Source organism: Agitococcus lubricus, assembly GCF_003051055.1.
Taxonomy (GTDB): domain Bacteria; phylum Pseudomonadota; class Gammaproteobacteria; order Pseudomonadales; family Moraxellaceae; genus Agitococcus; species Agitococcus lubricus.
The window spans coordinates 27,498-48,444 of the sequence record NZ_QAON01000010.1; the positions used below are offsets into that span (position 1 = coordinate 27,498).

Genomic DNA, 20,947 nt, shown 5'->3' on the forward strand with positions numbered 1-20,947 from the left:
CTCTATTATGCAATTAGTTGCAATTTATAAAGGAGGCTGCTATAAATATGCAATTAGTTGCAAAATATAGGCAGTATCCCATGACATCAACCTTATATCCTCACCTTCTCAAACCCTTAGACCTCGGTTTTACTACCTTAGCCAATCGGGTACTGATGGGTTCTATGCACTTAAATTTGGAAGAAGCCGAACAGGGTTTTGAACGGATGGCCGCTTTTTATGCCGAACGTGCGCGGGGTGGTGTAGGTTTAATTGTCACAGGTGGCATTTCGCCCGATGATTATGGGGCTGTTTTTCAAAACGCGACCAAATTAACCACCACCGAAGAAGCCGAGCATCACCGTGTCGTCACTGAGGCGGTACATCGGGAAGGTGGCAAAATTGCGCTGCAAATTTTGCATACAGGTCGTTATAGTTATCAGCCCAATCAAATCGCGCCCAGTGCGGTTAAAGCGCCCATTAATCCTTTTACGCCACGCGCCCTCAGCCACGAAGAAATTTTACAAACCATTGATAACTTTGCACGTTGTGCCGCTTTAGCCCAATATGCAGGTTATGATGGCGTTGAAGTGATGGGTTCGGAAGGTTATCTCATCAATCAATTTATTGCCGCGCGCACCAATCACCGTGAGGATGAATGGGGTGGTAGTTATCAAAATCGTATCCGTTTTCCTGTCGAAATTGTCCGCCGTGTGCGTGAGCGTGTTGGCACAAACTTCATTATTATTTATCGTTTGTCGATGTTGGATTTGGTCGAAGGCGGTTCAACCTTTGACGAAGTGGTGCAACTGGCCAAATCGATTGAAGCGGCAGGTGCAACCATTATCAATACAGGCATTGGTTGGCATGAAGCGCGTGTGCCGACCATAGCCACCAAAGTACCGCGTGCAGGCTTTACGTGGGTGACACAACGGTTAATGGGACAGGTCAACATTCCGTTAATTACCACCAATCGTATTAACACCCCCGAAATTGCCGAACAAGTATTGGCTGAGGGTCATGCCGATATGGTGTCAATGGCGCGTCCCTTTTTGGCTGACCCTGACTTTGTACGCAAAGCTGCCGAACAACGTGCCGATGAAATCAATACCTGTATTGGCTGTAATCAAGCCTGTTTAGACCACACCTTCTCACTCAAAATTACCAGTTGTTTAGTCAATCCACGCGCTTGCCATGAGACCGAAATTATCATTCGTCCAAGCGAAGCCAAAAAACGGATTGCCGTGGTAGGTGCAGGGCCTGCGGGTCTGAGTTTTGCGGTTACTGCCGCGCAGCGTGGCCATGCAGTGAGTTTATTTGAAGCCAGCCATGAAATTGGCGGTCAATTTAATATTGCCAAACAAGTACCCGGTAAAGAAGAGTTTTACGAAACCATTCGTTATTTTAATCGCCAACTACAAGTGACAGGCGTGGATTTACATTTGAATACACGAGTTGATGCTAATTTTCTCATCAATGAAAACTATGATGAAGTGGTGTTAGCCACAGGTATTATGCCACGTACGCCACCCATTTCAGGTGCAAACCATCAAAAAGTGCTGAGTTATTTGGATGTATTACGCGATAAACAGCCTGTTGGTAAAAAAGTAGCGGTGATTGGTGCAGGTGGTATTGGTTTTGATGTTTGCGAATACTTAACCCATGAAGGCGTGAGTGGTAGCCAAGACCGTGACAAATTTAATCGTGAATGGGGGATTGATAGTTCTTACCGCCATGCAGGAGGTTTAATGCCCACCGAAGTCGAAGACTCACCACGCGAGGTGTATTTGTTACAACGCAAGACCAGTAAAGTGGGTGAAGGTTTAGGCAAAACCACAGGTTGGATACATCGTGCAGGTTTAGCAAGTCGTAATGTGAAAATGATGCCTGCCGTCACTTATGACGCAATAGATGACGCAGGTTTACATATTCGCGTTAATGGTGAACCACAGTTACTTGCGGTTGACCATGTGGTGATTTGTGCAGGCCAAGAACCACAACGTGAGTTATTTGCCGCACTTAACGAAGCTAATGTCAAGGTACATTTAATTGGTGGTGCTGATGAAGCAGCCGAGTTAGATGCCAAACGTGCGATTAACCAAGGCGTGCGTTTAGCCGCTACTATTTAAGGAAAAACATGATGAATACTCTTGCTGTCAGCCCTGCTGTTGCCACGTCACTCGCCCAATGGCACACCATGATTAGTCAAGGTGATTTTACAGGTTTGTTAGAGATGACACGACCCGATGTAGTGTTTCGTTCGCCCGCCATGCACAAACCCTATCACAGTGCGCCAGTCCTCAATTTTATTCTCAATACCGTGATGCAGGTTTTTGAGGACTTTAACTATCACCGTGAATTTGCCTCAGAAGATGGCCTGAGTGTGGTATTGGAGTTTAGTGCGCGTGTTGGTGACCGCGAACTTAAAGGCATTGATATGATTCGTTTTGATGCCGAAGGTAAAATCGCCGAGTTTGAAGTGATGATTCGTCCGCTCAGTGCCTTACAAGCATTGGCTGCCGAAATGGGCGCACGTTTTAGTGCAGCTCAAGCCCATACTTAACAGTTAAAAACAGCCTCCTCCCTTCGACTCCGCTCAGGGGGCATTTTTACGTTACTTGCCTTTCAACTCGTTCACGGAACAGAGTAGGGATAGTTGAGCGGGGGTCACTGAGCTAAGTCGAAGTGAGTCGAAACCAAATCAGCAAACCTGATAGGATAGCCAAAACATGCCTCAGCATCTTCGGTCTCATCATCATAAACCGCAAGTGATTTACCACGACACCCCACATAACCGTCACGTTATCGCTTCGTTGCCACTGTTACATAAGACCTTTAGACCGACTCCGTGGTTGTTTAATGCCCACACCCAACTGATTTTCCATAGTTTACGCAAAGGTAAACAAAAACTTGGGCGACACAGTGCATCGCTTTATGACCACCACGAACAACTGACGATGCGAGACGGCGGCTTAACCGCACTGTATTGGCTTGGTCACAAACTGCCTGCAAATACACCCACCATTGTTGTCATGCACACCATTACAGGTAGTCCAGACAGTATGGCCGAATTAATACAAGACTTACATCAGGGGACAGGTTGGCGGATTGTGCTTTGTTTGCGTCGGGGTCATGGTCATCTACCGTTAAAAACACCACGTATCAATTTAATGGGCTGCACGGAAGATTTACGTGAGCAGCTTAACGTGATTCGCGAGAGATTTCCGCAATCCTCACTTTATGCGGTTGGCTCATCGGCAGGGTCTGGTTTGTTGGTGCGTTATTTAGGGGAAGAAGGCGACAATGCGCCCTTTCGTGCCTGTTTTGCCTACTGTCCGGGTTATGATATCGACCAAAGTTTTGACGTGGTACATCCTTGGTATAGTCGAATGATGGCCAAAAAGTTGGTTAAACAATTTATTTTGCCTAATCAAAGGCATATTGCTCACTTTAAGACCGCTAAATCCCTTGTCGAAGTACAAAACTTAGCCACTCTCTATAAAACTTTGTACGAATTTGCAGGCTACTCAGATTATGCCGCTTATAATGCAGCTAATAATCCGATGTATGTTTTTGATGCCATTAAAACACCGTTAATGGTGCTCAATGCCGAAGATGATCCTGTTTGCCGTATAGACAATCTTAAACCGTGGCTACACACCATTCAAACCATGCCGAATGTGCTTTTAGTGACCACCAAACACGGTAGCCACTGCGCGCATTATGAGGGGTGGTCGGCTCGCTCTTGGTCAGCGCGCTTGATGAGTCAGTATTTTTTGCTGATGGCCGCTCAAGCCTAAACGTAAACCCCTATGTTCATGTGATTGAACATAGGAGGGTCTATGGATGAGTCTACGTTTAGACGACTTTCGATGTTGGCTCAACCGCGACAGGTGATTCAATCACTTGTTTTTCTGCATCAGCATCGCTAATATTTTTTTGAATAATGATTTGGTCTTCAATGGTTTCAAAGGCTTGGCTAGCTAACTCACCGACTTCTTGATTAACACGGCGAATCGCTTCGTAGACCTGACCAAAACTTTTATCCCACAACTCATCACGTTTATCACTATCTATATCCAACAAACCTTGTTTTTCTAAAACGGCTAGGGGTAAGGCAGCAATAGTTTTATGGATTTGCTCTACAGAGGTCGCGCCCGTATCAATGGCTTGCTGAACTAAATCTTTGAGTGCTTCTAAACGGGTTAAGGCGGTTTTCATGTCTACTTTCCTGAATGAACATGGATATTGAATTGGTACATAGTGTGATGACCATTTTTATCACAGCACACTCCTGACTGTTGTAAGATTACTTTCCAGTCTCATGGCGGATAAAAACTGACTCAGACAAGGTACAAAACATCTTTAGCCTAGCACATTTAGAAATATTGGCCAGCTCCGTGGATAACCAGATATCAACATGCTCCACTGCCCAGACTTGGTTTAAGCCCGACAAGGGCTTTCGGAAGCCAAAGCCAAGTCTGTTACTCATGTCGAATTTAGGCCTCAACCTTAGCAACAACACAGACACGTTTTGTCACTCACAACAGATAGAATTGCTGAATATCTGCTTGCCAAGACCCAAATCATCTTTTACGGTTTATCCACAACGTGCACCAAGACGACGACCACACAATAAGCACGCGAGCTAGCCAAACCTGAGTGCCTTAAGCGGCAATTCCTTCGTTCATTTTTGGCGTTGCTAATGGTACAACCGTTGCGCTAGGTACAGCCATGGGTTTCGCTTCTGCCTTTACTTTGAACGGTAAAGCGTATTTGAAAATACGACCTACAACCGTCGAAAACTGCTTAGTAAATGAGCCCGTGTTATAGTGTTGACCATAACGAGCCGCAATCTCTTGCACTTTTACTGCCATGTCTGCATAACGTACACCGGGCACATCTGGAAACATATGATGTTCAATTTGATGGCTTAAGTTACCTGTCAACAAGTTGAAAATTTTGCCGCCTTTTAAGTTACTCGAACCGCGCAATTGACGTAAATACCATTGGCCACGGGTTTCATTTTCTAACACAGACTTATCAAAGGTTTCTGCATCTTCAGTAAAGTGACCACAGAAAATAATGGCAAATGTCCAAAAGTTACGAATCAAATTGGCAACAAAATTACCAGCTAATACAGGCAAAAACATGGGACCTGCAATTAACGGGAAGAAGATATAATCTTTCGTAAATTGCTTACGCATTTTTGCTGCAATGGGTTTAAATTGTTGACGCACTTCTGCCCATGTTTTTTCGCCACTGATGACTTTTTCTAGCTCTAAAGATTGTAAAGCCAAGGTCCACTCAAAAGTAACCGCCAACATGGTCGCCATAATGGGATTGGCTAAAAAGCGAGGCTCCCACTTTTGCTCACCAAAAATACGTAGTACGCCATAACCAATATCATGATCAACTTCACGGACATTAGTGTAAGTGTGGTGCATATAGTTGTGCGTGTGACGCCAGTTATCGGCAGTACAAACGGTATCCCATTCATAACTATTACCTCTTAAAGAAGCATCATTCATCCAATCGTATTGGCCATGCATGACGTTATGGCCAAGCTCCATGTTCTCAACAATTTTAGAAACACCCAACAAAGCCGTTGCACCCAACCAAACTGGTGGCAACCAGCCTAAAAACATTAAGGCGCTACGACTGGCAATTTCGCTATAACGTACAAAGTTACGTACACCATAAATGTAATCGGCTTCTTTTTTGCCTAAAGAGGCCATTACCTCTTTGCGTAAAGCATCTAACTCTGCACCAAAGGCATTGATTTCTTCTGCGGTCAACTCACGGCTTTTGCTGATAGTACCCATAATCTTTCTCACTTAATCTGAATTTGGTTTGTATCTTCCTCCCCCTAAGTTAGGGGGAGCTTAGGAGGGGGTAATATGACAACCCCTCCCTAGCCCTCCCCTTAACAAGGAGAGGGAACAGAAAACTTAAATATCTAAGGTGACGGGCGATAATGGCTCGGTCACACAAATACGAATTTGCGTGTTGGGTTGGTCGTCAATCGCGCCAGTAATCAAGTCACGGACAACCCCCGACACTTTGGTACAGCTACAGGTTTTACACATACCAATGCGACAACCGTAAACAGGACGTGCTCCTGCTGCCTCTGCACTCTCCAACAAACTGGCTTTCGTATTGCTTAAGACTTGTTGGCTACGGCGCAAGGTAATCTCTACCTCTTTGACAGCACCCTCAGGATTCGCCACTGCAAAGCCAAACATTTCTTTAACCAGTTGCTGACTAATGCCTTTTTCTTGCCAAACTTGGCTAACAGCATTCATTAAACCTTGTGGACCACACAAATACGTCAAACGTTCACTGTAATCGGCATAGGCACTCGCTAACTGTTGTTCACTAAAACGACCACTCACACCTGTTTCTGCTAAGGCATAGGTCAATTTTAATGAAGGATATTTGACCGCTAGCTCAACTAACTCATTGGCAAACGCCAAATCTTTATCTGTATTAGCGTAGTACATCACCGCAATATCTAAGTTGGGCTGACGCTTTAAGGCTTCCACGACCAAACTATAAACAGGCGTAATACCGCTACCACCTGCAATTAATAACAACTTAGTTGGCAACCGTGCAGGCAATACAAATTCCCCGCCCACATCACCTAACTCTAAAACATCGCCTACTTTCAATTCATCATGTAACCAGTTAGACACTTTGCCATTAGGTTGACGTTTTACTGCAATTTCAATGACTTGCTCAGTTGGCGCACTGACTAAGCTATAGCAACGCTCACGATAACTACCGTCAATCATCACCTTAAAAGAAACAAATTGACCTGCTTCAAAACCGCGCCAGTGCTTGTTTGGCTTAAAAACAAAACGCTTAATATCCGCTGTTTCGTTATGAATGGTCACCACACGCGCCATCACGCGGCTCACTGTCATCATCGGATCAACATGCGAAAATACAAAATCGAGCCAATCTTCTTTTACAGCTTTACCAACAACACGACTGGCGATAGGGCTAAGTGCTGACATGACCAAACTCCAAACTCATCAAAGTGAACATCTGTACACTTAATATAGCAGTCCGCAAAAATTAGTCAACACTTGTTCACTAATTTTTTTATATATTTTCCGAACAGTCGGAGGGCATGGTGGCAATAAAATAAATAAAATATTGTTTTATAAAGAAAAAATGATTTTTTATGTGTCATAATCAAGTGTACACACCATGTTTTTTATTCTTTTACCGTAAACAGTTGCTTTTTGTTTGTCTAAAGACCTCGTTTTTTGCTAGGATTAGTGTACACATGTAACATTCTAGGCCAACGCCATTTGGCTGTCTTAATCCGTTCTGCCCTGCTATTTTGAAAGACAACTATGACTATTCGTGATGAACGCAAACAACAGACTCGCCAAACCTTATTGGATGCCGCCCTCAAGTTGATGAGTGATGGTCGTAGCTTTGTCAGTATTAGCTTACGCGAAGTGACCCGCGAAGCAGGCGTTGTACCCACAGCGTTTTATCGTCATTTTCGCGATATGGATGAATTAGGATTGGCCTTAGTCGACGAAGTGTGTCTTAGCTTACGTCGTTTATTGCGCGAAGAACGCTTAAAAGCACACGGCGCAGGTCATATTGCAATTCACAGCTCAGTGATGATGTTTTTATTATATGTACGTCAAGAAGCACGTTATTTCGACTTCTTAGCACGCGAGCGGCTGAGTGGCTCCGCCAAAATCAGAGAAAGTATTCAGCGCGAAATCAATCATTTTTCCTCTGACTTAACAGCCGACTTTCGGATGTTTCCCGACATGCAAAATCTGCCTACCGAAGATTTACAAATGATTGCTAATCTGGTCATCAATACTGCCATCAACTGGTGTGGTGAGATTTTGTCATTACCTGCCGAACAAGTACGCTTACAGTACGAATTGAGTATGCGTGCGGTCAAACAATTACGCCTTATTTTTGTCGGCGCAATGCACTGGCGCAGCGATAAGGGCGAGTTGATAAGCGCAACGACGCCTACCAGCTAATTCAAGGGTAAACTATTGACATAAGCAATTTGTCGATTACTTGGCACAAAACCGTTTATCTAGTTAATTCGCATCCTGCTATATTTTCTATACACTACAAGATAGTGTATAAATAGCGGCAGTTTTTAGGAGTATTTTACTCCGTGACCTCAACTTCAGTCACACACACCCACAAGTACTGACGATAATAGGGTTTGTTGTCATGGTCTGAAGTTATTAACTGCGATAACGATACTACTCAGGGAAAGGCTCTATGCGTTTTCAAGCTCTTTTTTTTGCGCTTATGCTGGCGACAACGCCCACACTGGCAGACGATGTTCTGCAACAAGCAGATACGCTCATTCGCCAACAACAAGCGCTACAAGCTTATAATTTACTTGCACCTCTCGAAGATGAGCGTGCAGGCGACCCTAAATATGATTATTTGTTAGGTTTGTCACTATTAGAAAGCGGCGACCCGAGCAGTGCTATTTTTGCCTTTGAGCGTTGTTTGACCATAGAACCCAATAATGGTCCTTGCCGTGTTCAAATTGCACGCACGCATTTAGCAATTGGCGAAACACCCAATGCACGTGCAGAGCTACAAACCATCCAAGAGTATAATCCGCCTGCGGAAGTACAAGCCTTAGTCAGTCAGTTCTTGGGTACTATCAATACCATCGAAAAACAACAAAAACGACAAATTACTGCCTATGTACAAGTCGGTGGGGGTTATGATAGCAACATCAACAATGCACCTGCCGATGCCGAAAAAACCGCAGCTGCACTGCCCCCGATTTTAGGGTTATTCAAAATTTCGGCCTCTTCCATTAGTACCGCCGAAGAAGCCAGCTTTGCCAATATTAACGCGGGCGCGGGCGTGCAATATAAAGTCAATCCCAAACTCACCGCCTTAGCCGATATTGCGCTACAAAATCGCAGTTATATCGACCATAATGAGTCCAATTATCAAAGTGCCGATATCAGTACGGGTGCAGCTTATAGTGTCAATCGCTCGCAATGGATTGGCAAAATCAACTACCAAAATATGTGGTTAGATAGTGAAAACTATCGGGATGTAGTTGGCTTACTCGGACAATATCAGTATGCCCTTTCCGACTTGTCACAATTAAGTGCTTATGGCCAATACAATCAAATTCGTTTTGACCAACTGAGTGCCCGTGATGCAGACCGCATGACGCTGGGTATAGCGTATTCACGCGCCTTAGAATGGCAATATACTCCCGTGTTTTACACTAGCGTGTATGGTGGTAGTGAAAACACCAAAGATAGCGCTGCTGACCAATATAGCCAAGACTTTGCAGGCTTACGTGCGGGTGGTGCCTTACAGTTTAATAAACACTGTAAACTGACTGTGGGCTTGAGTGTTGAACAACGTGACTTCCAAGCCAACTTTGGTCTATTTAATATGCCGCGCGAAGAAACTCAATACGATATTAGTATAGGCTCTGCCTATAAAATGGCGAATCGCTTTAGTTTACAACCAACTTATACCTATAGTCGTAATGACTCCAATATTGCCTTGATTGATTCTACTCGGCATGTGGTGGCTTTAGACTTGCGTATAGACCTGTAACATGGAGGAACAGTGTATGTTTAGAACCGCGTTATTATCCCCAAAAGGCTTGCTCAGCGCGATGGTGGCAGCTTTTGTTTCTGGCCATGCCCTAGCAGATGTTGCAGGACGTGTCAATTTTGTCAGTGGCGAGGTCAGTGCCGTTGCCAGCGATGGTAGCCGCCGTAGTTTGGCTAAAGGCGATTTAGTCAACAGTGGCGAGCGTTTAGAAACGGGTAAAGGCCGTTTACAAATTCGCTTTACTGACGGTAGTTTTTTATCGCTACAACCCAATACCGTTTTTGGCTTAGAAAGCTATAGTTATGCCAAAGACAAACCCGAACAAGGCTCGCTATTATTTAATTTTGTACGCGGTGGTATGCGCACGGTCAGTGGTGCTATCGGTAAAATCAATCGTGCTAACTACAAAGTCAAAACACCCGTCGCAACGATTGGTATTCGTGGAACAGGTTATGCGGGAACGATGTCAAATGGGGTATTGGTTGTCAGTGTCAACAAAGGCATTGTCAATTTAACCAATGACTTTGGTAGTAGTAATGTCAGCGCAGGTCAAACTTTCCAAACTCAAGACGGTAAAGCACCCGAGCCTGCACCATCAGGGGTGAGCGCCCAAGCACGTGCCGATAATCCTGATAACACCACGCAGGAAGATAAAAAAGAAGAGCGGCAGACTGAACGTCAAGAAAATATCGGCAATAACATTGCCAAAGATGATAGCAGCACCAATCCTAATCTAATTGCTGGGGTTGATAATCCGTTAACTGAAGACGATGTGACTGACCCCGTTGACCCAACGCCATTATCGCCCCTCTTTCCAAACTCTCAAATCAGTTTAGATGTAGGCCAAGGGACAATTTCACCTTTTTATGCGATGGCAACTCCTAAAATACGCGAAGCCACAGATACTCTCTCGACAGGCCAAGTTGGTGTGCAATTCAAAGATACCACAGGCACTGACCGTAACGCGGTGACCAAAATTGAAGAAATCAATGCCAGTAACCCAGACAGTCTAGCCACAACGACTACTATTTTTGATATAGGCACACTCAAAGCGGTCAATATTCAAACTAAAGGCGGGTTAACCTTTGGGGAATGGACAAATGGGACTGGCAAATTCGAAGGTGCTAATTTTAGCCTCACTAGCAACCAATTTTTACCGTATATTGTGGGCTTACAAGCCAATACGAATAACGAAAATACCCGCGTTGTCTTTCAGTTAGATGGAGCGAGTGCCGCACGCAATGGCAGTAACGCAGGGACATTAGACCGCTTCAATTTGGCGGTGAATTACGCTCAAGGCTTGATTGACATTGATTTACAGGTTTCTATTAACAATAACGTCTATGTTGTCAACGAAACAGGTATCCATCGTTTTAATATTGATAGCGTCGGTGGGGCGGATATCAGTAATTTACTCGCCAAAAATACTACCGATTGCCAACAAGGCTGTGCCACCTCGATTGGCTTTATGTTTGCAGGCGTCGGTGATGGTAAAGGCAATGTCTTTAGTTCACAAGTTGGTGCGGCCTATCAAATTTTGTTAGCCAACCAAACTAGCATTGAGGGTGTGGGTGCTTTACTGCTCAACCCATCACAAACTAGTACGCCCACAGTCAGAGACAGCGTTAACCAAATAAGCAGCAATAATGATGCCGTGTTTGCTGCCAGTTTTGTAGGCAACAACGATGCGCTCTTATTAAGACAAGAAACCGCTATCAGTGGCAAGTTTGACCCCACCACAGGTGAGTTGCTGACTGCGACCACAGCCGATGGGGCTAGTTATGGCCGCGTTGATGACCCCAATTCCGTTATCACAGCTAATGCAGGCAGCTACAAAAAAGTATTAGCATGGGGGCAATGGACTGCCAAAACCCCTACAGGGTCAAGCAATTTAGTCAGCTTTAACGGAGCAGCGACGAATATTGGCAACTTGGGTTTAGATGTCCATTATATTATCGGTACCCCCACCACAGACATGGCGAATACCCGTGGGGTTGTGACCTATAATATGGTAGGTGGCTCTACCCCTCAAGGACTCATTAATGGGGCTAACGATAGCTTAACCCAAACAGGCTTTGTAATCGTCAACTTTAGTGGTTCTGGTGGTTTAGGTACTGCCTCTTTACTCGCTTCTGTCACGGGCTTTGATAATAATAGTGCTGGTCTAGCTGAATTAAATTTTACTGGACAAACTGATTTAACAGGCACGAGTCAATTAAACTTTAATCAGCTCAGCGTCACAGCCGCCACAGGCAACGGCTCTGGTTTAGTTTGTACAGGCTGTAGCGGCTCAGCCAGCGGTATATTTGCAGGCAATTTGGTCACTATCAATACCGCAACCGTTGTGCCTACTGCGATTGGTTTAGGTTATCAATTGACGGGTACCGCAAATAATGTAAATGCAGGTACTGCAACGAACTTTGATGTGAGTGGGGCTATGGGCTTGGGTAATCCTGTGGTTAATCTACCTAGCTTATAAAACATCATACTATTTGATGATAAAAGCGCGGCTTAGTAAGCCGCGTTTTTATTTATAACACGGGGACAGTTGCCTGAACGCTTGCACGACTATTTGTTGCCAACATAAATGTAGCTAAATTAGGGTATAACTCCCGCCAATGGAGATGATTAAAGCGCAAATCCAAATAGCCTAAACAGCAAATAGCCGCAATATCAGCCAAACTAAAGTCCGTCCCAACCATATAACTAGCCTCACCCAACTCTTGAGCAAGCGCGGCAAGACCTAAATCAATTTTTTGTTGCTGTCGGTTAATCCATTCTTCACTTTGTAAGTTTACAGGACGTCGACGCTCAATAAAAATAGTAGCCGCCGCATCAGCAATACCGTCTGCTAAGGCTTCGACTTTTTTGACTGCAATATAGAACTCAGGTTGCGTGGGGATTAAGGCGGGTTGAGGGACTAAACATTCTAAATAATCCACAATTACCCGTGAGTCATATAGGTTCTGCGCTTGCGGTAATACGAGGACAGGCACTTTCCCTAAAGGATTGGCTAATGGCACTTGCGTCTCTGCATGCCAAGGAATATCGACCACTAACTCAAAAGGAATGGCTTTTTCTGCCAATACCATACGCACTTTACGCGCAAATGGGCTGGTTAAGGAGGCAATTAGTTTCATCGTGACACCCAAACTCTTTAGCACATCATAACAAAAAAGCCTGTCGTGAGATGCGTACAGGCTTTCGAGTCATCTTGGTAATATAGCACAATGAATGTGTGAGCTGATGGTTAAAACCACTCACGTGCTTGGCTATTATTTTTTATTACGTTCTTTATCAATTAAGAAGTTGGTGACTTCAATCACTTTTGCACCATCGCCAGATACCATGTATTTGCCATTCACAATCACAGCAGGTACACCTTCTATTTGATACTTTTGTGCCAGTTGTTTAGCCTGAGACACTTTGGCGTTCACAGGAAAGGAATTAAACAAGCTACGGAACTTCGTCGGGTCAACACCGTAACGTTGATAAAAACTGGCTAAGCTGGCTTCATCAAAAATACGTGCCTGTTTTTCATGAATCGTATTAAATAAGGGCGTATGTGTTTTTTCAACCATCCCCATCATTTCAATAGCATAGTAACCACGTGCGCTACCTTCCCAAACAGGATTTAACGCTGCGGGGGTACGTACAAAATTGACATCTTTGGGTTTAGTTTTTAACCACGTATTCAGGAAAGGGTCTAAGCGAAAACAGTGCGGGCAACCATACCAAAAGAACTCGCGTACCTCAATCACACCTGGTGTGACAGGGGTAGGAGACGCTACTAATTTATAATCTTTCCCCTCCACAAAATTAGCCGCTAAGGCTAAAACAGGCATAAATACCGTAGTCATCAAAACGACAGCTATTTTTTTTAACATAACATCCTCTACCTAGGTATGGTTATTGGCATCACGCCAGATGCCTGTACATAAGGACATAGCATAACGCAAAACATGTTAATGTTGCGTGTCTGAATGTATGGTTTATTTTTTGCCACCAAAAACAAACGCCCTGATTATCAGGGCGTTTTTATCACTGTCAGGGTTTAGTGTAAACCTGACACATAATTTGCTAAGGCATCAATTTCTTTATCTGATAACTTAGAGGCAACCATTTGCATAATACCGATATCCCCTTCTTTAGCCGCATCATTAACGCGTTTTTGGTCGGTGTTGTCGTCACGACCTGCCGCACGGAATGCAATTAACTGCGCTTTAATATAATCAGCATGTTGTCCACCTAACTTAGGAAAGGCAGCGAGGGCATTCCCCTTGCCTGCTGGCCCATGACAACCCGCACACGGCGCAACACCCGTTGCAGGATTACCGCCACGGTACAAACGCTCACCTTTGGCCAAAAGCGCAGGGTCGGCCAAACTCACACCACTTTTTTGTTGCGAGAAGTACACCGCTAAATCTGCCATTTGCTGGTCGGTTTTATCGGCCGCCATTGGCATCATTAAAGGGTTATTACGACGTCCTGATTTGAAGTCATGTAATTGCTTATAAATATATTTAGCGTTTTGTCCTGCTAAACGCGGAAACGTGGGGGCGGCACTATTTCCATCAGCACCATGACAAGCCGCACATTGTGCAGCTAAGGCTTGGCCTGCAGCAGCATCGCCTTTAGGCATACTACCCGCATGAACAGCCGACATGGACACAAGAGCAACTAAGGCAGCAAAAGACTTCTTCATAACAGCTTCCAACTAGCTTATTGAGACATGAATTTTATCAAAGCGATGTAGTCAGCATCACTACAATCGTTACACAAACCTTTGGCGGGCATATTTTTGTAGCCACTACGAATGTGAGAGAGTAAGGTATCTGTGCCTTGCTTTAAGCGTGGTGCCCACGCTGCTTGGTCGCCTGTTTTAGGTGCACCTAATGCGCCTGTACCATGACAAGTCACACAGGCTTTGTTGTACTTGTCTTCGATGCCCGCAGCATGCATATTACTGCTAATTAATACACCAAAGCAGGCGACAACAGCCGCTAACTTCTTCATAATTCTCTCCCACGGTTCAAACCGTTGCGCGATTATATCGTTATCTGTTACGAACTGTAATACCCTTATACAATATAGGATTTAACACGTTTGATGATTATGCGCTAAAGTATTTGTCTTCACTTTAGCAAATCGCATATTTTTACTTAAAAAACAAAGTGTTAAATACAACCCTTTGTCAGCAACCCTCCTTGATGACTGAATATGAGCTCGCAAAATCCTGTTTTAACTTTGCTCGAAAAAGCACAATTTATGACCAGCGCCCCACGTTTATCGGCCTGTCCACCCAATATTGGCTATGAAGTTGCCTTTGCTGGGCGCTCAAATGCAGGAAAATCCAGTGCCATTAATGCGTTAACCCGACAGCGCCAACTTGCTAGAGCGTCAAAAACACCTGGTCGCACACAGCTCCTTAATTATTTCAGTTTAGACGCAGAACGACGACTCGTCGACCTACCCGGTTATGGCTACGCGGCCGTGCCACTGGCCATGAAAGAAGCATGGCAAAAAGAATTAGAAAACTATTTAATCAAACGTGACAGTCTACAAGGCTTAATTGTGTTGATGGATGTACGCCACCCTCTACAAAAATATGATGAAATGTTACTCAATTGGGCACAGCGTCGTCAGTTACGAGTACATATTTTGTTGACTAAAGCCGATAAACTGAACCGTAGCCCTGCCCTTGCTGCGTTGCAAGCGATGAAAAAGCAATTAAAAGCCAAAAATATCATTGCTAGTGTACAACTGTTTTCAGCCTTACAACGTATGGGTTTAGAGGAGGCGGCTGATGTATTGGGACAATGGTTAAACTATCCACCCATTGCCAATACGGAAGACGCGATACAAGCGGAAATAGAGCCTTCTGAGTCTAGTAATCATCTATCGTCCAGTGTTTGATATAAGCCATAGAGGCTGTTGGCTATCCATAACACGAGACACATCCATGCTCATATCGCGTGTGCCTGAGTGATGAATAGTATCTGGCGGCTCTCAAGCCTGTGTTGCATTTAAGGCTTATCCGTTGTCAATGCTTGGATATACGTGGCTTGGATACGGCCACTACTGTCTGCTGTACCATACACTTCTATCAAAGCAGAGCTTGGCAGCTGCTCAGACTGAATGTTTTTCCATTGGGTCGCTGCTGTGGTGTATACCCTTTGGCAACCAAACATATACTCGCCTTCCGTTTTCGTGGGTATCAATATATTTTGTCCCAAAAACTCACCTTGATTGACGGTGTGCCAAAACTGCATCTGCAAGACAGGCCATGTACTACTGTTGCGTTGGCGTGCGCCTAATTGTAAACGCACACATTGGGGAGCAACTTGTGGGTTAATCTCTCCATCTGGCATATAGGTTTGGTCATTTAAGATAAAGTCTGTAAAACCCGTACTCAGTGTACGTGTTTCCGCATCATAAGTATCCATAGATACGCTAATCACACGCACTGTACTATCGGTATTGCGACGAATACGTTGTGCGATTAAATGTCCTGATGGTTGTAAATAACCATCAACGGCGACCGCTTGTGCTAATACATTATTGGCCTGTAAACCATCTAACCATTGTGTTTGTTGGTTAAATATCACTTGCGTATCGTACATGGTGAATATGTTTAAATCCTCATCGACTGCCTCAACTACCCCTTGTGCTGCCGCGCCTGCTGCATAAAAATCAATCGTATTGCTCGCTTTATGCGTTCTTAACCATAGTATCTGGCCTGTTTGTGCAGGCTGTTCTGTTAATCGTTTGCTGTGTGGCGTTATCAACCAATTTTGTTGTGCCGCTTGCAAGCTATCTAAGGTCTGCGCTTGTAGTGGTGCAATCACGGTCAACGCGCCTTTACGAACAGGGTTATAGCCCGTCCCTCCAGAACCTGGTAACTGGGCTGTTTGGGTATCCGTATTACAGGCCATTAAGGACAGACACAAGGACATTAGCCCTATAGTGGCTAAACGATATCGTTGCTTAAGAATAACGCCACGCATAAGTGATTACTCTATTTGGGATATCTTGAGCGCACTCTCACTCGCATCCTGTGGAGCGGGGTCGTCTGCTTGCGCGGTATGATAACAATAAGCGCCAACACGCAGTCGGGCTAAAGGCTGTGTGGGGTCTTGTTGAATACGCTGTTCGGTGTTGTATTCGGCTTTGGTGAGTAAATCGAGTAACTCTGCTTCTAATTTTTGCCAATATTGACGCAGTAATTGTTGTGCCTGTTCGCAATCTTCTGGACGAATTTGTGCCGAAAAAACTGCTTGTTCAAAAAAGCGTGGCATCACCCCTAATACATTTGCCGTCATCGCTTGTAAATGGTCGTGACCGTTATCGGCAGCAAAACTCATCATCCATTGTAAATCTGCACTCGGAACAAAGGCATCTTGTAATAAATACACCTCGTCCCCCTCTTCTCGGACTAATTTAAGACGCAATAATTCATTCAACACTGCACGATGATGTATTGTACCTTTACTCACCAAACGCGCCAAACCAGCAAAGCTCGGCTGATTCTCATCGGCACTGGTGAGTGGTAAACGCTGTTTGGATGCGTCTTGTCGCACCCATTGTCGCCATTGACTAAACACCTGAACAGGCCATGAGCGTTCTGTTTGTGCATCATAGGCAACAGGCATGAGTAGACGCTCTGTTAAGTCTTTTCGTTGTAAGCCTGTTTTGCTGGCCATCTGGCTAATATTGATTTTTTTGCCCTGTCTGGACTCGCGCATGGCTTCTTCAATAAATAGGCTTTTTGTCAGCTCAGTAAAATCTTGATATTTGAGGCCATAGCCTAAACACACACGCACCACTGGGCGTAACCACGCTTGGCATAAGGCACGGCAGGCATCCAGTGTCGTTGCTGGCTTGTTTAACATAAACCACGTCACTCAGCGCATTAAATGGGAGTTGTCGGTGATTCTAGTCGATATTCAGGATTTAATACCAGTCAAAAAATGTTCTTTTTGTGCATTTACATAAAAACATATTCAAGCTAAGATAAAAATGTTCTTTTTATGCATTTTTACTACAGGACGACGACAATGGTATTCAAACACGGCGTATTAGCGTTTGCGGTCAGTGCTGCTTTGGTCTTAACAGGATGTGGAGGCTCGTCTGATAACACAGACAGCAGTCAAAATACGGGTAATACGACTACGGTGGTGCAAGCGATTAATGCTCAACACTACAGTATTAGCCGTGTAGCTAATGCGTCTATTGGTTTAGATGGCTTAGTCGACCCTGCGGCGCTGGCTGTCAGTACAACAGGTGATGTGTTAGTTGCGATTGCCGAACCGATTGATGGAAATACCTACTTTAGCTTACGTCGCTGGTCTAATGGTCAATGGCAAGACATTACGACAGGTACCGATTTAGCGGCACGCAGTCTAAAAATTAGCGCAGATAATCAGGGAGGGTTTAGTATTGCCGACCTGCATCCCGCAGCGGATACGATTCGTTTACGTCATTTAACGGCCAACAGTACCAGCTTAACGACTGGCATTAGTCATAGCATGAAAGGCGTACAGCATATTGCGTTGACACATGCCAATGGTCAGGATGTTGTGCTCGCCTACAGCTTTGAAAGTGAAGCGGATAGAGCCGCTGTGCTCAGTACCGCGCGAGCCTCTGCGGTTGTAGCGCCTGCCGAACCCATTTCTTATCATGTATTAACCGCATTATCCGCGAATCGTAGTCAAACCAGCTTTACGGAGACTGAAATCTCCGCACAAGCCACGAGTTACAGCAATAGCAGTCAATTCATGCGTATGAAGGTAGTGGTAGATAATCAATCAAACATCAATGCAGCATGGATATTACGTCGTACTCTTTCGGGTGATGGGACACGTTCGGAGTTGTATGCCGCTGCGACCGCACCTAGCCAAGCACCTGTCGTACAAACCTTATTGACTAATCAATATCAATTAGAAGACCTACAACTCGCCTTAGCAGGCGATAACCAAGTCTTAGTGGCCACTCAACAAGTCGCTAATTCAGCCGATGCACGCCCAGTTGTTTATGCACAGGCGATTGCTCGCAGTAATGCCGCCACAGTTGGCTCGGCCTTTACGAGTCTACCCTCTACAGAATGGCCAAGTTTTAACATGCAGCGTTTACATAATGGGGACGTGCGCGTGGCTTTTGTCAATAACACAACGGCCTTGATAGATACGACGTCTAAAAATGTCAGCAATATTTATTTAAGTACCTATCGTCCTAACTCACCACAATTTGATGCGCCTCAGTTTGTGCCAAACTCACGTTTTGAAGGCAATATGAGCCAACAATATCAACACGTTGCCTTAAGTGTTAATCGTGCAGGAGAGCAATTAAGTTTTGCGAAAGACCAAGCCCTACAAGCAAGTTTTAGTTTGTTGGGCAGCAACACAACGCCCGCTTTAATTCCACAAACCCTAGCGACAGCCGATTTTGGTCAAGTCACACAGCCCTCTAATGTTCTTGCTGCTGCGAGTCTGGATAGTTGTACATCCGCCTTATTATGGACTCAACAGACTAGCAATGCGGCAAGCGCCGTTTCAAGCGCAAAAGCAAGTCCAACGCTAACAACCAGCTATTATGTTTCTATCTTAAAAGTCCCTAATGCTAGCCATGCAGGGTGCTAAATTCTGTCAGAGTAAATGAGGGGCGAGGGTTGTATAAACAACTCTCGCCCTTTTTATCAAACTCGCCGTAAAACCTCGCGCCTTTAGGCCGAGGATATAAGGCGGTGACACGACGGCTTATCAATACTTCGGCTTCACTCAGTAACCATGCGATTTGGCACAAATCAGTAAGGTTGATAAGTTGGCAAGTGTCACTTAGGGTTATTGAGCGAAGCCGAAATACAGAATAAGGCCTTAAGAAAGTATTTGTTTTAACGAGGAATGACTCTTAAAATCAAGGCATGAAAACACTTAAATTACGCATAAAAGACAAACATTGCAAGGTGCTAGACCAACTCGCATCCGAAGTGAACTTTGTTTTGAATTATGTCAATGACCTGTGTTTTAAACATCTTCAACGAACAGGAAAATTCTTTTCAGCTTTTGATATTGCTAAATATACCGCAGGCGCAAGCAAAGCAGGCTTAAATCTGCATAACCAAACGATTCAAGCCATTACTGAAGAATTAGTGTTAAGACGCAAACAATTCAAAAAAGCCAAACTCAAGTGGCGTGTCTCCAATCCTAACTCGGCCAAAAAATCACTCAGGCTGGATACCTTTCAAAAAAACAGCCATCAAATACCAATACGGCCAAATCAAATACGGCAATCACTGGTTTGGTTTGTGGGATAGCTACGGATTAAATCAATACAACGTTAAAACAGGGGCATTTGTACAAGATAGTCGTGGCCGTTGGTATGTGTGCTTAGTGGTTGATTGTTCGACTACGCTCACTAACCTAACACCTAACGCGGTCACTGAACGCAGTCGAAGTGTTGGCATTGACTTGGGTTTAAAAGACCTTGCCACACTCTCCAATGGTCAAAAAATAGAAGCACAGCGTACCTATAGAAAATACGAACAAAAACTAGGCATCGCCCAACGCGCCAGACATAAAAAGCGTGTTAAAGCCATTCATGCCAAAATCAAACAGATTAGAAGTAATCACTTACACCAAGAAAGTACCGCGTTAGTTAAAAATTACGCCGCAATATTTGTTGGCAACGTCAATGCAAAAAGTCTAGCCAAAACTAAACTGGCAAAGTCGGTCTTAGATGCAGGCTGGACGCTGTTTAGAACCCTACTCAAGTATAAGTGCGAGAACGCAGGGGTATGGTTTGAAGAAGTGAATGAACAATATACCACCCAAACTTGCTCGTGCTGTGGCTCACGCGACAGTAGTCCGAAAGGTAGAGCAGGACTTGGAATAAGAGAATGGACTTGTGTGCAGTGCGGTACACTGCATGACCGCGACATCAATGCCGCTAAGAACATTCTCGCGCTCGGACATGAGCGTCTTGTAGAAGGAATCCCCTTGCTTTAGCTAGGGGAGGATGTCAATCTCAATATTGATGTTCTAAAGAAGTAGGCAAGTCTCAGAATGACTCACAGGCTTGCACTTTGTCTCGTTTTTTTAATCTTTTTAATGCTTTCCATGAAGCTCTTGGACAAGCTGCTGCCCTTTTGCTCGGCATACACCATACGCTATAGATATCGATATTTTTTTCTTGCAAGCAGAGATTAAAATCTTTAATCGCTACATATTTGGGCGGTGTTGCCGCAAACGCAGGGCTGAGTGTCATCCACAACAAGATGCCTAATACCAAGGTGCGATTCATTCTATTTAGCCTCCAGTGTGAGCGACTTTGAATACTCGGATTAACATTTATCGGTATTTTTGCCTGCAAC

The 20,947-nt window shown here is 44.5% G+C and carries 17 protein-coding genes and 2 pseudogenes; 9 read left to right on the forward strand and 10 right to left on the reverse strand.

Annotated features, from left to right (window positions below):
• Window positions 1–80 precede the first annotated feature (80 nt).
• The 3 genes from C8N29_RS10595 to C8N29_RS10605 all read left to right on the forward strand — a co-directional run bounded on the left by C8N29_RS10595 (window position 81) and on the right by C8N29_RS10605 (window position 3,779).
• Complete coding sequence (locus C8N29_RS10595; RefSeq protein WP_107866122.1) at window positions 81–2,108, forward strand: NADPH-dependent 2,4-dienoyl-CoA reductase; 2,028 nt, start codon at window positions 81–83, stop codon at window positions 2,106–2,108.
• A gap of 8 nt (window positions 2,109–2,116) precedes the next feature.
• Complete coding sequence (locus C8N29_RS10600; RefSeq protein WP_239987090.1) at window positions 2,117–2,542, forward strand: nuclear transport factor 2 family protein; 426 nt, start codon at window positions 2,117–2,119, stop codon at window positions 2,540–2,542.
• A 166-nt stretch (window positions 2,543–2,708) separates the two neighbouring features.
• On the forward strand, window positions 2,709–3,779 hold the full coding sequence (locus C8N29_RS10605; RefSeq protein WP_107866039.1) for a YheT family hydrolase: 1,071 nt from the start codon (window positions 2,709–2,711) through the stop codon (window positions 3,777–3,779).
• A gap of 58 nt (window positions 3,780–3,837) precedes the next feature.
• Here C8N29_RS10605 and C8N29_RS10610 read toward each other — a convergent pair whose 3' ends face one another.
• From C8N29_RS10610 to C8N29_RS10620, 3 genes are all read right to left on the reverse strand, one after another.
• Entirely contained in the window at window positions 3,838–4,200 is a 363-nt protein-coding gene (locus C8N29_RS10610; RefSeq protein WP_204509329.1) for a hypothetical protein, read from the reverse strand.
• Between the two features lie 446 nt (window positions 4,201–4,646).
• Window positions 4,647–5,804 carry a fatty acid desaturase family protein gene (locus C8N29_RS10615; protein WP_107866040.1) on the reverse strand — a complete coding sequence of 386 codons (1,158 nt, stop codon included), beginning with the start codon at window positions 5,802–5,804 and terminating at the stop codon, window positions 4,647–4,649.
• A gap of 126 nt (window positions 5,805–5,930) precedes the next feature.
• The gene (locus tag C8N29_RS10620; RefSeq protein WP_107866041.1) at window positions 5,931–6,998 is read right to left on the reverse strand and encodes a ferredoxin reductase; all 1,068 of its coding nucleotides are present in this window, start codon (window positions 6,996–6,998) and stop codon (window positions 5,931–5,933) included.
• A 345-nt stretch (window positions 6,999–7,343) separates the two neighbouring features.
• On the opposite strand from C8N29_RS10620, the gene fabR reads away from it, so the two are divergent.
• The 3 genes from fabR (at window position 7,344) to C8N29_RS10635 (ending at window position 12,058) form a co-directional block, all read left to right on the forward strand.
• Window positions 7,344–8,003: an HTH-type transcriptional repressor FabR gene (fabR, locus tag C8N29_RS10625; protein WP_107866042.1), complete on the forward strand. Its 660-nt coding sequence runs from the start codon at window positions 7,344–7,346 to the stop codon at window positions 8,001–8,003.
• A 253-nt stretch (window positions 8,004–8,256) separates the two neighbouring features.
• The gene (locus tag C8N29_RS10630; RefSeq protein WP_107866043.1) at window positions 8,257–9,579 is read left to right on the forward strand and encodes a porin family protein; all 1,323 of its coding nucleotides are present in this window, start codon (window positions 8,257–8,259) and stop codon (window positions 9,577–9,579) included.
• Between the two features lie 16 nt (window positions 9,580–9,595).
• Window positions 9,596–12,058 (forward strand): FecR domain-containing protein, encoded by a 2,463-nt coding sequence (locus tag C8N29_RS10635; protein ID WP_170106962.1) that lies wholly within the window; start codon window positions 9,596–9,598, stop codon window positions 12,056–12,058.
• A gap of 52 nt (window positions 12,059–12,110) precedes the next feature.
• Here the strand turns inward: C8N29_RS10635 and C8N29_RS10640 are convergent, their stop codons facing one another.
• The 4 genes from C8N29_RS10640 to C8N29_RS10655 all read right to left on the reverse strand — a co-directional run bounded on the left by C8N29_RS10640 (window position 12,111) and on the right by C8N29_RS10655 (window position 14,595).
• Window positions 12,111–12,719 carry a glutathione S-transferase N-terminal domain-containing protein gene (locus C8N29_RS10640; RefSeq protein ID WP_107866045.1) on the reverse strand — a complete coding sequence of 203 codons (609 nt, stop codon included), beginning with the start codon at window positions 12,717–12,719 and terminating at the stop codon, window positions 12,111–12,113.
• A 135-nt stretch (window positions 12,720–12,854) separates the two neighbouring features.
• Entirely contained in the window at window positions 12,855–13,466 is a 612-nt protein-coding gene (locus tag C8N29_RS10645; protein ID WP_107866046.1) for a thiol:disulfide interchange protein DsbA/DsbL, read from the reverse strand.
• A gap of 167 nt (window positions 13,467–13,633) precedes the next feature.
• On the reverse strand, window positions 13,634–14,284 hold the full coding sequence (locus tag C8N29_RS10650) for a c-type cytochrome (protein ID WP_107866047.1): 651 nt from the start codon (window positions 14,282–14,284) through the stop codon (window positions 13,634–13,636).
• A 17-nt stretch (window positions 14,285–14,301) separates the two neighbouring features.
• Window positions 14,302–14,595 carry a c-type cytochrome gene (locus tag C8N29_RS10655; RefSeq protein ID WP_107866048.1) on the reverse strand — a complete coding sequence of 98 codons (294 nt, stop codon included), beginning with the start codon at window positions 14,593–14,595 and terminating at the stop codon, window positions 14,302–14,304.
• A 225-nt stretch (window positions 14,596–14,820) separates the two neighbouring features.
• Between C8N29_RS10655 and yihA the strand changes: the two are divergent.
• Window positions 14,821–15,495: pseudogene (gene yihA, locus C8N29_RS10660) on the forward strand (ribosome biogenesis GTP-binding protein YihA/YsxC); the annotation flags it as partial.
• Between the two features lie 110 nt (window positions 15,496–15,605).
• Here yihA and C8N29_RS10665 read toward each other — a convergent pair.
• Both C8N29_RS10665 and C8N29_RS10670 read right to left on the reverse strand, forming a co-directional pair.
• Window positions 15,606–16,586, reverse strand: a complete 981-nt coding sequence (locus C8N29_RS10665; RefSeq protein ID WP_107866050.1) for a DUF5666 domain-containing protein — start codon at window positions 16,584–16,586, stop codon at window positions 15,606–15,608.
• Between the two features lie 6 nt (window positions 16,587–16,592).
• Complete coding sequence (locus tag C8N29_RS10670) at window positions 16,593–17,471, reverse strand: DUF6502 family protein (protein ID WP_107866051.1); 879 nt, start codon at window positions 17,469–17,471, stop codon at window positions 16,593–16,595.
• 165 nt (window positions 17,472–17,636) lie between these two features.
• Between C8N29_RS10670 and C8N29_RS10675 the strand changes: the two genes are divergently transcribed.
• Together C8N29_RS10675 and C8N29_RS10680 are read left to right on the forward strand one after the other, a co-directional pair.
• On the forward strand, window positions 17,637–19,217 hold the full coding sequence (locus C8N29_RS10675) for a hypothetical protein (RefSeq protein WP_107866052.1): 1,581 nt from the start codon (window positions 17,637–17,639) through the stop codon (window positions 19,215–19,217).
• A 281-nt stretch (window positions 19,218–19,498) separates the two neighbouring features.
• A pseudogene (locus C8N29_RS10680) lies at window positions 19,499–20,582 on the forward strand (RNA-guided endonuclease InsQ/TnpB family protein).
• Window positions 20,583–20,634: 52 nt separating this feature from the next.
• Here the strand turns inward: C8N29_RS10680 and C8N29_RS10685 are convergent.
• A complete protein-coding gene (locus tag C8N29_RS10685) occupies window positions 20,635–20,877 on the reverse strand; it encodes a hypothetical protein (RefSeq protein ID WP_107866053.1) in 243 nt (80 codons plus the stop codon).
• Window positions 20,878–20,947 lie beyond the last annotated feature (70 nt).

Bases quoted from the DNA above. Each gene is read 5' to 3' on its own strand.
- fabR (WP_107866042.1), top strand. From the start codon at position 7,344: ATGACTATTCGTGATGAACGCAAACAACAGACTCGCCAAACCTTATTG.
- C8N29_RS10635 (WP_170106962.1), top strand. From the start codon at position 9,596: ATGTTTAGAACCGCGTTATTATCCCCAAAAGGCTTGCTCAGCGCGATG.
- C8N29_RS10675 (WP_107866052.1), top strand. From the start codon at position 17,637: ATGGTATTCAAACACGGCGTATTAGCGTTTGCGGTCAGTGCTGCTTTG.
- C8N29_RS10670 (WP_107866051.1), bottom strand. From the start codon at position 17,471: ATGTTAAACAAGCCAGCAACGACACTGGATGCCTGCCGTGCCTTATGC.
- C8N29_RS10640 (WP_107866045.1), bottom strand. From the start codon at position 12,719: ATGAAACTAATTGCCTCCTTAACCAGCCCATTTGCGCGTAAAGTGCGT.
- C8N29_RS10600 (WP_239987090.1), top strand. From the start codon at position 2,117: ATGATGAATACTCTTGCTGTCAGCCCTGCTGTTGCCACGTCACTCGCC.
- C8N29_RS10650 (WP_107866047.1), bottom strand. From the start codon at position 14,284: ATGAAGAAGTCTTTTGCTGCCTTAGTTGCTCTTGTGTCCATGTCGGCT.
- C8N29_RS10645 (WP_107866046.1), bottom strand. From the start codon at position 13,466: ATGTTAAAAAAAATAGCTGTCGTTTTGATGACTACGGTATTTATGCCT.
- C8N29_RS10685 (WP_107866053.1), bottom strand. From the start codon at position 20,877: ATGAATCGCACCTTGGTATTAGGCATCTTGTTGTGGATGACACTCAGC.
- C8N29_RS10620 (WP_107866041.1), bottom strand. From the start codon at position 6,998: ATGTCAGCACTTAGCCCTATCGCCAGTCGTGTTGTTGGTAAAGCTGTA.
- C8N29_RS10655 (WP_107866048.1), bottom strand. From the start codon at position 14,595: ATGAAGAAGTTAGCGGCTGTTGTCGCCTGCTTTGGTGTATTAATTAGC.
- C8N29_RS10665 (WP_107866050.1), bottom strand. From the start codon at position 16,586: ATGCGTGGCGTTATTCTTAAGCAACGATATCGTTTAGCCACTATAGGG.
- C8N29_RS10630 (WP_107866043.1), top strand. From the start codon at position 8,257: ATGCGTTTTCAAGCTCTTTTTTTTGCGCTTATGCTGGCGACAACGCCC.
- C8N29_RS10595 (WP_107866122.1), top strand. From the start codon at position 81: ATGACATCAACCTTATATCCTCACCTTCTCAAACCCTTAGACCTCGGT.
- C8N29_RS10615 (WP_107866040.1), bottom strand. From the start codon at position 5,804: ATGGGTACTATCAGCAAAAGCCGTGAGTTGACCGCAGAAGAAATCAAT.
- C8N29_RS10610 (WP_204509329.1), bottom strand. From the start codon at position 4,200: ATGAAAACCGCCTTAACCCGTTTAGAAGCACTCAAAGATTTAGTTCAG.
- C8N29_RS10605 (WP_107866039.1), top strand. From the start codon at position 2,709: ATGCCTCAGCATCTTCGGTCTCATCATCATAAACCGCAAGTGATTTAC.